This is a genomic window from Nocardioides ultimimeridianus (assembly GCF_054777895.1).
In genome coordinates this window covers 377196-387084 of the sequence record NZ_BAAHAB010000021.1, presented here as the reverse complement: position 1 = coordinate 387084, position 9889 = coordinate 377196, and the positions used below count along the sequence as shown (strand labels likewise).

9 protein-coding genes and 2 pseudogenes are annotated in these 9889 nt (G+C 70.8%); 6 read left to right on the top strand and 5 right to left on the bottom strand.

What is annotated here, in order from left to right:
- Together ACYU8V_RS19835 and mshD are read right to left on the bottom strand one after the other, a co-directional pair.
- Positions 1-1136: hypothetical protein (locus ACYU8V_RS19835; RefSeq protein WP_460849814.1), on the bottom strand; the 1136-nt coding region annotated here is incomplete at its 3' end.
- A 123-nt stretch (positions 1137-1259) separates the two neighbouring features.
- The gene (mshD, locus tag ACYU8V_RS19830) at positions 1260-2093 is read right to left on the bottom strand and encodes a mycothiol synthase (RefSeq protein ID WP_460849812.1); all 834 of its coding nucleotides are present in this window, start codon (positions 2091-2093) and stop codon (positions 1260-1262) included.
- Positions 2094-2171: 78 nt separating this feature from the next.
- Here mshD and ACYU8V_RS19825 point away from each other — a divergent pair, with 78 nt between their 5' ends.
- The 3 genes and pseudogenes from ACYU8V_RS19825 to ACYU8V_RS19815 all read left to right on the top strand — a co-directional run.
- Positions 2172-3716, top strand: a complete 1545-nt coding sequence (locus ACYU8V_RS19825) for an FMN-binding glutamate synthase family protein (RefSeq protein ID WP_460849811.1) — start codon at positions 2172-2174, stop codon at positions 3714-3716.
- Positions 3717-3903: 187 nt separating this feature from the next.
- Positions 3904-4140 (top strand): annotated as a pseudogene (locus ACYU8V_RS19820) (helix-turn-helix domain-containing protein); the annotation flags it as partial.
- A gap of 32 nt (positions 4141-4172) precedes the next feature.
- Positions 4173-4268 (top strand): annotated as a pseudogene (locus tag ACYU8V_RS19815) (integrase core domain-containing protein); the annotation flags it as partial.
- 23 nt (positions 4269-4291) lie between these two features.
- Here the strand turns inward: ACYU8V_RS19815 and ACYU8V_RS19810 are convergent.
- On the bottom strand, positions 4292-5032 hold the full coding sequence (locus tag ACYU8V_RS19810) for a response regulator transcription factor (RefSeq protein WP_460849809.1): 741 nt from the start codon (positions 5030-5032) through the stop codon (positions 4292-4294).
- A gap of 128 nt (positions 5033-5160) precedes the next feature.
- Between ACYU8V_RS19810 and ACYU8V_RS19805 the strand changes: the two genes are divergently transcribed.
- The 3 genes from ACYU8V_RS19805 to ACYU8V_RS19795 all read left to right on the top strand — a co-directional run bounded on the left by ACYU8V_RS19805 (position 5161) and on the right by ACYU8V_RS19795 (position 7711).
- On the top strand, positions 5161-5433 hold the full coding sequence (locus tag ACYU8V_RS19805) for a MoaD/ThiS family protein (protein WP_460849807.1): 273 nt from the start codon (positions 5161-5163) through the stop codon (positions 5431-5433).
- Positions 5434-5508: 75 nt separating this feature from the next.
- Positions 5509-6882: an O-antigen ligase family protein gene (locus tag ACYU8V_RS19800; protein WP_460849805.1), complete on the top strand. Its 1374-nt coding sequence runs from the start codon at positions 5509-5511 to the stop codon at positions 6880-6882.
- Between the two features lie 133 nt (positions 6883-7015).
- Complete coding sequence (locus ACYU8V_RS19795) at positions 7016-7711, top strand: TylF/MycF/NovP-related O-methyltransferase (protein ID WP_460849804.1); 696 nt, start codon at positions 7016-7018, stop codon at positions 7709-7711.
- Positions 7712-7785: 74 nt separating this feature from the next.
- On the opposite strand, the gene ACYU8V_RS19790 is transcribed toward ACYU8V_RS19795, so the two are convergent.
- Both ACYU8V_RS19790 and ACYU8V_RS19785 read right to left on the bottom strand, forming a co-directional pair.
- Positions 7786-8493, bottom strand: coding sequence for a sugar transferase (locus ACYU8V_RS19790; protein WP_460849803.1), 708 nt, complete (start codon positions 8491-8493; stop codon positions 7786-7788).
- Between the two features lie 196 nt (positions 8494-8689).
- Positions 8690-9883 carry a glycosyltransferase family 4 protein gene (locus ACYU8V_RS19785; RefSeq protein ID WP_460849801.1) on the bottom strand — a complete coding sequence of 398 codons (1194 nt, stop codon included), beginning with the start codon at positions 9881-9883 and terminating at the stop codon, positions 8690-8692.
- Positions 9884-9889: the final 6 nt, after the last annotated feature.

Below are 9889 nucleotides of genomic sequence, written 5' to 3'. Positions count from 1 at the left end.
GCCGCGGCGGCCGCGACCTCGTGTGCGGGCATCGGGGCGACGGTGCGCGGCGGGTTCTCCAGCGGACGGGTGGCCGCCTCGCGCCGGCGCGGCCACAGCCGGCGCTGGGCGGCAGCGGGCGACGGGTCGGCGAAGCCGAGTGCGACGGCCTGCTCGATGACCCGGCGGCTGTCCTCGTCGGTCTCCTCGAGCCGGTCGGTCTGCTCGGTGGCCTCGGGCACCCCGGAGCCCTCGGAGGGGCCGACCTCGACCGCGTCCATCGACTCGGCCTGGTCGACCAGGCCCGCGAGGTCGGGCTGCTCGTCGTCGTCGTACGCCGGCAGGGGGTCGGTGAGCGGGTCGGGGACCCGTGCCGGGGCGGTCACGTCGACCTGGTCGGCGGAGACGGTGTCGAAGCCGATCGGGGCGAAGAGGGCGTCCTCGTGGTCGTCCGGCTCCGGCTCGTCGGCCGCGTGGTCCTCGGGGGTCGCGTCGGTCTCGGCACCGTCCTCGACGACGTCGGGCGCCTCGGCGGACGCATCCGCCGCGGGCTCGTCGGCCTCGGCAACCTCGTCGGCCTCATCGGTCTCGACCAGCTCGTCAGCCTCGACCGCGCCCTCAGCCGCGTCCACCTCGCCGCCCTCGACGGTGTCGTCGACGCCGCCCTCGACGCCGCCCTCGACGCCGTCCTCGGACCCCGCCTCCGGCTCGTCCGCGGCCGCCGGCAGATCGACGAGCGTCGCCGGCGCCTCGGCCGCCGGCGACGGTTGGGTCGAGAACCGGTTGATCACGCTGGCCCAGGCGTCTCCCGCGTCGAGGGCTTCCGACTCGTCCGCGTCCGCGCCGCGCGCGTCGGCGGGCTCGACGAACGAGGCCCAGTCGACGCTGTCGTCGCCCTCGGGCGTCTCGGTGCCCGACGAGGGACGGCTCGGTCCGCGCCGCGCGACGACGTCGGCGATGTCGTCGCCGATCGGGGGTGCCGTGTCGGAGCCCTCGCTCAGCCGCAGGAACGCGGCGGCGTCCTCGGCGTCGAGCTCCTCGACGACCGGGATCTCCTCGCGCCCCTTGCGCAGTCGTCCGACGAGACCGCGCCGGCGGCGCTGCTCACCGGCACCGGAGTCCTCCGGTGTCGGCTCGTCGTCGGAGACCGAACTCATAGGGGCTGATGCTACCTAGCGTGAGGGGGCAGGTGGGGGCGTTGCTCATCGTCCAGAAGCGCGGGACCTGCCCTGAACTCTGGAGTCGGTTGGTCAACGACCTTAGGGCACGGACGGCACGGGTCAGGCGGAACGCCGGAACTGGAGGTGCGTGTCGTCGGGTCGGTGGGTGAAGCCGAGGGACTCATAGAGCCGTCGTGCCGGCACGTTGTCGGACTCGACGTACAGCAGGATCTCCGCCACGCCGCGCCGCGCGAGATGGTTGAGGCCGGCCACCGTGAGCACCCTCCCGAGCCCGCGGCCCTGGGCCGAGGGGGCGACGCCGACGACGTACACCTCGCCGTGCCGGGCGTCGTGGAGCTTGGTCCAGTGGAACCCGACCAGGGTCCCGTCGGGGTCCTCGGCGACGAGCAGGTCGGCGGGGTCGTACCAGGGCTCGGCCATCCGCTCCGCCAGCCCGGCGGCGTCCATCCCGCCCTGCTCCGGGTGGTGCGCGAAGGCCGCCGCGTTGATCTCGAGCAGCGCCTGCGTGTCGGTGGGCGTGAAGGACCGCACCCGGACACCCCCACCCTCAGGAAGTACGCCGGCGGGCCGCCGCATGACCCAGAGCTCGCGGTCCGCGGTGAACCCGAGCCGGCCCGCCAGTCGGCGCGCGGCGGGGTGGTCGCCGTGCGACCACGCGGTGAGGGGGCCCGGCGCCGCGCAGGCGGCCTCGCCGAGCCGGCGCCCGAGGCCGTCGCCGCGCGCGTCGGGCGCGACCGCCAGGTCCAGGACCTCGCCGGCGCGCAGCGCGAAGCCGTCGGCCATCACCCAGCCATCGCCGAGGCCGTGGTGTCGCAGCCGCAGGTCGGCGGCCTCGTCGAGCGGGTCCGCCTCGCCGGCGGCGACCAGCCGTCGGCGTACCTCCGTCACCGCCGCGAGGGCGGCCTCCCCCGAGAGCCACCCGCCGCCGTCCACGCGCACACGGTAGACCCCGACCTCGCGATAACTGCGATTCCGTTTACACCGGACACCGTGACGCGGTAAACCAGCCCCATGAAGCTGAGCCACATGGTGGGCGGGGCAGCTGTTGCCCTGGGGGCCGTCGCCGTGCGTGACCTGACGCAGAAGAAGCACGCGCTGCAGCGCAACTTCCCTGTGCTCGGGCACGCTCGCTACTGGCTGGAGACGATCGGGCCGGAGCTGCGGCAGTACATCGTCACCTCGAACGAGGAGGAGAGGCCGTTCAGCCGCGACCAGCGCACCTGGATCTACGCCTCCAGCAAGGAGCAGAACAACTACTTCGGGTTCGGCACCGACATGGACGTCGAGCACACCCAGGGCCACGCCTACATCAAGCAGCGCACCTTCGCCGAGTCGCTGCCCGACGACCACGACGCCAACTGGACGCTGCCCTCGGCCAAGGTGCTGGGCGGCCCCCGCAACCGGGCGAAGGCGTTCCGTCCCGAGTCGGTGGTCAACGTGAGCGCGATGAGCTTCGGCTCGCTGTCGTCGGCCGCCATCACCGCCCTCAACAAGGGCGCGGCCGCCGCCGGCTGCCTGCACAACACCGGCGAGGGCTCGATCTCGCCGTACCACCGCAACGGGGCCGGCCTGGTCCTACAGATCGGTACGGCGTACTTCGGGTGCCGTGACGATCACGGCAACTTCTCCCTCGACCGGCTCAAGGAGCTGGTCGCGAGCGCGCCGGTGCGGGCGCTGGAGATCAAGCTGTCGCAGGGCGCGAAGCCCGGCCTGGGCGGCCTGCTGCCCGCCGCGAAGATCACCGAGGAGATCGCCGAGATCCGCGGGATCCCGCTGGGCAAGGACTGCGCGTCCCCCTCCCGCCACACCGCCTTCACCGACGTCGACTCGATGCTCGACTTCGTCGAGATGCTCGGCACCGAGACGGGGCTGCCGGTCGGGGTGAAGTCGGCGGTGGGCAACGGCGACTTCTGGCTGGAGCTGGCCCGGCTGATGGCCACCGACGACCGTGGCGTGGACTTCGTGACCGTCGACGGTGGCGAGGGCGGCACCGGCGCGGCGCCGCTGATCTTCGCCGACTCGGTGTCGCTGCCGTTCCGGATGGGCTTCTCGCGTGCGTACGGCGCCTTCGCCGAGCTCGGCATCACCGACCAGCTCACCTTCATCGGCTCGGGCAAGCTGGGCCTGCCCGACAACGCCGTCGTGGCGTTCGCGCTGGGCGTCGACATGGTCAACGTCGCGCGGGAGGCGATGCTGTCGATCGGCTGCATCCAGTCCCAGAAGTGCCACACCGACCACTGCCCGACCGGCGTCGCCACCCAGAACCCGTGGCTGGTGCGGGGTCTCGACCCGGTGTCCAAGGCCGAGCGGTGCTCGATCTACCTGCGCACCCTGCGCAAGGAGCTCACCCGGGTCTCCGCCGCGGTCGGTGTCGCCCACCCGGCGCTCATCACGACGGCCGACGTGGACATCTTCAACGGTGACTACGACGCCCGCTCGCTGGCCGGGGTATACGGCTACAAGGACGGCTGGGGCGAGCTCGGGCCGGCGCTCAAGGCCGACCTGCTGTCGCGGATGAACACCAAGGGCGAGTTCAACGAGCAGGAGCCGGCGTGAGTCGGCACGACTCATGCCGGGAAATAGGCACTCCTGTGGGGAAATTTCCCGGCAGAAGTGGCCATTTCACGGGTTAACTGTGATGCCCAGGCACGTTGTGCGATCGGGTACGGCGAGCCGTAGATAGGTGAAGGCCTCCCGGATGTGGAGTGGAGCTGTCTAGGACCACACTCCAAGGGAGGCCTTCATGGCTCACGCTAACGCGGCACTGACCCCGAAACACCGACTGCGCCTGGCGCGTCTGATCGTCGAGGACGGATGGCCGCCTTCGCGCGCGGCCGAGTTCTTCAACGTCTCGTGGCGCACCGCCTCGAAATGGGCGCAGCGCTACCGCGACGAGGGACCGGGCGGGATGGCTGATCGGACCTCTGCACGGCACACCCAACACGCCAAGACTCCGCAACCGGTGGTGCGCAAGATCGTGCAGAAGACGCCCGCCGAGCAGCCCTGGCAGGCTGGCTCCACCAGTACAACCACCACCGGCCCCACTCAGCCCTCGGTGGCCAACCACCCATCAATCGGTTGGACAACCTGGCTGGACATCACAGTTAACCCGTGAAATGGCCACAGCGCGGTCAGGCCTGCTGGCGGGGCCGCTCCGCGACCCGCGCCGAGTCGGCCTCGGCGTCCTTCTCCTTGCTGGGCAGGACGAACCGGTAGCCGACGTTGCGCACGGTGCCGATGAGCATCTCGTTCTCGGGGCCGAGCTTGGCGCGCAGGCGGCGTACGTGGACGTCGACGGTGCGGGTGCCACCGAAGTAGTCGTAGCCCCACACCTCCTGCAGCAGCTGCTGGCGGCTGAAGACCCGGCCCGGGTGCTGGGCCAGGAACTTCAGCAGCTCGAACTCCTTGAAGGTCAGGTCCAGCACGCGGCCGCTCACCTTCGCGGTGTACGTCGCGTCGTCGACCACGACCTCGCCGGAGCGGATCACGTGGGCGTCGGGGTCCGCGGCGTTGCGCTGGGCGGCCAGGCTGCCGATCGCGAGCCGGATCCGCGCCTCGAGCTCGGCCGGACCGCAGGTGTGCAGGATGACGTCGTCCATGCCCCAGTCGTGCGCGACGACGGACAGGCCGCCCTCGGTGACGATGAGGAGGACCGGGGCGTCGCTGCCCGTCGTACGGATCAGGCGGGTGAGGTCGCGGGCGCCGGCGAGGTCCTGGCGGCCGTCGACCAGCAGCAGGTCCGCGTCGGGTGCCTCGAGCAGCGCTGCGCCCTCGGCGGGCAGGATCTTGACGTGGTGCGGGAGCAGCGCGAGCGAGGGGAGGACCTCCGCGGACGGCTGCAGCGCGCTGGTCAGGAGCAACAGGTGACTCATGGGCTTCTCCTCACCGGTGTGGGCGTGTGCGCACACCGAGTCGGTCCCGAAACACTCCGTTGAGCTCCGGCCTATCAGTTGCACGGCAGGATATCGGAGAGGTGAACGCGGCGGGAAGGAGAAGCAGAGTGAGTGAGACGCAGGTCATCCGCGCCCGCTACTGGGCGGCGGCCCGTGCGGCGGCCGGTGTCGCCGAGGACGAGGTCGCGGTGGAGGGCCCCCTCTCGCTCGCCGAGCTCCGCTCCGAGCTGGTACGCCGGCACGACCCGCGCCTCGCCCAGGTGCTCGCCGTGTGCTCGGTCCTGGTCGGCGACCGGCCGGTCGGATCGGCCGATCCGGCCGAGGTGCTGATCGGCGCGGGGGAGACGGTGGAGTTCCTGCCGCCCTTCGCCGGCGGCTAGGCGGTCAGGCGGAATGGCGGGCGTGCGACCCGTAGACTGCCGACCGTTCGCGTGGACGGTCGTGGAGGAGGCGCGGTGACAGGCAGCACTGCTCGCGGCGCCCGCGTCGGCGCCGTCGAGATGAGCCCGCTCCTGGAGCGCAACCTGGTCAGCGGCGCGGTCGTGCTCGGCGCGGTCCTCCTCGCCGGTGGCGCGGCCCTCGGCGGGGCGATCGCACTGGCGGCCATCGGGACGGCGGTGTTCGTGCTGGTCCTGAGCGTCCTGGGGCGCGAGCGCACCGCGACGCTGCTGCTGATGGCGGCCTTCGCGATGGCGCCGGCGTACAAGGGCCTGGCGTCCTCGCCCGGAGCGACCGTGACGCCCACCGACGCCGCCATCGTGCTGGCCCTGCTGATGCTGGTGCCCTCGATGTTCGCCAAGCGGTTGCAGCTGCCGCTGAGCTACATCCTCGGGCTGGTCCTCGTCATCGTGATGGGCCTGATCGGCACGATGGTCGCGCAGTCGCCGTTCTACAGCGCCTACCAGCTGGTGCAGTGGCTCGCGATGCTCGTGGTCCTGATGTTCGGGATCGCGCTGTGGAGCCCGCCGTGGAGCGTCGTACGTGCCCTGATGTGGTGCTACGTCCTCGGCCAGACGGCCAGCCTGCTCAAGGCATTCGCCGCAGGGCCCACCGGCGGCAACGGCCGCTACATGGGCCTCGCGCACCACCCGAACGCCTTCGCCGAGGGCGGGATGATGGCCTTCGCCGGCCTGCTCTACCTCTTCCACACCACCAAGAACGTGCGGCTCCGCCTGCTGATGCTCGTGCTCGCGGCCGGTGCCGTGGAGTCGGTGGTCCTGAGCGGCAGCCGCGCGACGCTGGTCGTCATCGCCGCGCTGATGCTGATGGTGCCCTTCGTCGAGCGCTCGGCCCTGCTCGGCTTCGTCGGCGCGATCGGGGGCGCCGTGCTGGTGGTGCTCCTCCCGGTGCTGACCCACGTGAGCGGCCAGGGCTCGGCGCTCAGCCGGCTCGCCGGTGACAAGACCGCCACGGCGGCCGACGACCAGCGCAACACCCAGCTGAAGGTGGGCTGGGACCTCTTCCTGCACCATCCGCTGCTCGGCAACGGCTTCGACCAGGTCAACGGGTTCCACAACCTGTTCCTCGAGGTGGCCGCCGCCTCGGGCGTGGTCGGGCTGCTCGGCTACCTGATGATCCTCTACTGCCTGTGCCGGCCGCTGTTCGGCCGGTTCCCCGAACGGCGCCTGTCGTACGTCGCCTGGGCCTTCGTCGGCCTGACCGGCACGGTGCCCGGCATGGAGGACCGGACGCTGTGGATGCCGATGGCGCTGGTCTTCCTGATGGCGGTGCGCGACAACCAGGCGGCCCTGGCGCCGCCGGAGGATCCTGAGCCGGATCCGGTGGTGACATCGGCGGTTCCGGTTGCGGGACCCCGACCGGGACCTTAGTCTCGGCCGGGAGCGTCTCTGGGGGGATCGGATCCTTCATCGCCGATGGGCGGTGACGGATGCGTGCGCGGCTGGTCGATCGATGACCGAGCCGCCCGGCGCCGTACCGGCCCCCAACCGAGAAGGCATCCCCGTGAATCGTCATCAGTTCCGTCACAAGGTCAAGGTCGCTGTCGCGAAGGTGGGGCTGGACAGCACCGTCGTCGACACCGTGCACGGTCTCCCCAAGATCGGGGTCTGGGAGCGTGAGCACGTCCCGGCCGACTGCCCCGTCTTCGACAGCCGCGAGGAGCTGCACGACTTCGTGCAGCGCACGGTGATCGGTGACGAGCCGATCGACTACCTCGAGTTCGGCGTGTGGGAGGGCAAGTCGGTCCGGGACTGGACCGTGCGCAACACCCATCCCGAGTCCCGCTTCGTCGGCTTCGACTCCTTCGAGGGCCTGCCGGAGGACTGGAAGCAGGCCGCCAGCACCGTCGAGGCGAACGTCTTCGACGTCGGCGGCAACGTCCCGAAGATCGACGACGAGCGGGTGAGCTGGCAGGCGGGATGGTTCCAGGACACGGTGCGCCCGTTCCTGGAGAAGTTCGAGCCCGCATCGCGGCTGGTCGTGCACTGCGACGCGGACCTCTACTCCTCGACGCTCTACGCGCTGACCCAGTGCGACCACATCCTCGGCCCGGGCTCGATCATCATGTTCGACGAGTTCTCCTCGGCGCTCAACGAGTTCGCGGCCCTGCGTGACTACTGCCGCGCCTACCAGCGCGAGTACGACGTCATCGGTGCGACCTCGCTGTACTACGCGCAGATCGCCATCCGGATGCGCTGAGCAGGCTCCCCAACGACCGAGGGGTCGCCGTCCGGATGGACGGCGACCCCTCGGTCGTTCTTCGGTCGGTGCGGTCAGGCCACGGCGTCGGCGTCGGCCGGGTACGCCGCGGTCGCGGTGTCGTGGGTGTGGACGACGACCTGCGGGCGGTGGCGGACCAGCTCGAGCGCCTGCTCGTAGCTCAGCGGCTTCTTCAGGCCCAGCACGATCAGCACGGTGGAGAACAGGATCCGGAAGTCGGTCGACCACCGGTAGTGGTGACCGGCCATCTGGTCGTAGGCCTCCTCCAGGGAGAGGCGCTGGCTGTCGGTGAGCGACTCGCGGCCGACGAGCTGGGGCAGACCGGTCAGGCCGGCCCGCTCGTGGGTCCAGCGCTGGTCGAGGTCAGGGTGCTGCTCGAGCAGGCACTCACGCACCAGGTCGGTGAGCGGCCGGGGACCGACGATGGTCATCTCGCCGTTCAGCACGTGGAACAGCTGCGGGAGCTCGGTGAAACCGATGCGCTCCAGGACCCGGCCCACCCGCGTGTACAGCGGCGAGTCGGACGGCGTGTTGAGGAAGCGGCCGGCCTCGACGGGCGAGATGTACTTGCTCGCGTCGCGGATCATGACCCGGAACTTCGACATGGTGATGGCGTCGTGCGGACTCACCCACCGCCGCGAGCGGTAGAAGACCGGGCGTCCGGAGAGGATGAGCACCGCCAGTGCGCACAGCGTCACCACAGGAACCCAGGCGATGGCGGCAAGGCTCACGACCACGACGTCAAAGAGGCGCTTCTTCACGAACGACTACCCTCCAACCCGAAAAGTCAGCCCCGATACCGACGTGCGTGAAATCGACAGTTGTTGCTTGTGCGACCCCCCGCGCCTTCCTCAACGACCCAGCCAGGAGCGAGTAACGGCTGCGCGTCGAGAAAGTTTTACTTCCGCGGCGACAGTACAGAGGTCCCGGGGACCTTCGTCCCGGTTTTGACGAAATTCAGTCCCGGGCGGCCCGGTCGAGCAGCGCCTCGAACCGATCGGCGCATCGCGCCAGCGCGAACTCCTGCTCGGCGAGCTCGCGCGACGAGCGGCCGACGCGGATCTGCCGGTCCCGGTCGGCGAGGACTCCCGCGACCCACACCGCGGCCGCATCCAGCTCCTCGTCCTCGGGCGCCACGACCCGGCCTCCGGCGCGCACGATCAGCTCGGCGGCCAAGTTCTCCGCCGGGAGCATGCCCAGTACCGGACGCCCCGCGCACAGGTAGGACAGCGTCTTCGAGGGCACCGAGAACGCGCCCGCCTGCTTGTCGAGCAGCACCACGAGGACGTCGCCGGTGCCCAGCACCTCGGGGAGCCGCTCGTAGGGCTGGAACGGCGCCAGCGTGACCGGTACGTCGAGCCGGCGGGCCTCCTCCGCGATCACGTCGACCGCGGGGCCGGTGTTGACCACCACCAGGCGCACCTGCTGGCCCAGGTCGATCACCCGGCGCGCGAGCCGCACCAGCAGCACCGGGTTGTGCTTGAGGCCCAGGGTGCCGGAGTAGAGCAGTGTCGCCACGTCGTCGAGCTCGTGCTCGGCGGCCCAGTCGTTCTTGCGCTCGACGGGGAAGATCTCGTCCAGCGGCGCCCAGTTCGGGATGACGGTGACCTTGTCGGCCGTGCCCCACCCCTCGTGCACCGGGACGAACGACGGCGAGATCACCACGATCGCGCGGGCCCGCCGAGCGCAGAACCGCTCCGCCACCTCGAAGGCCGCGGCCACCACGGCGAACCGCTTCGGCAGCTTGGTACCGGTGAACGAGCGCACCGCCACGGCGTACACGTCCTGGTGCCAGAGGACCCACGGGATCCGCAGCACCATCGCGGCGACCGCGAAGATCACCAGGGTCGGGATCTGCACGTTCGAGAGCAGGGTGATGTCGGGGTCGACCCGGCGGACGTGCCGGACCAGCTCGAAGCCGCGGACGACCTCGCGCTTGAGACGGTCCAGCATCCGCATGTTCTCGATGGGCCGGTCGCCGCCGATCCCCTCGAAGGTGATCGACTCGCCCGGCTCGGCCTGCAGCCGGCCCTTGCCGGAGACGTACCCGGCGACGTACGAGTGCGTGACGGTGTGGCCGCGGCGGGCGAGCTCCCGGCTCAGCTCGGCCTGGAACGGATGACCGCTGTGGTCGTGGACGAGGATGCGCAATGCGTC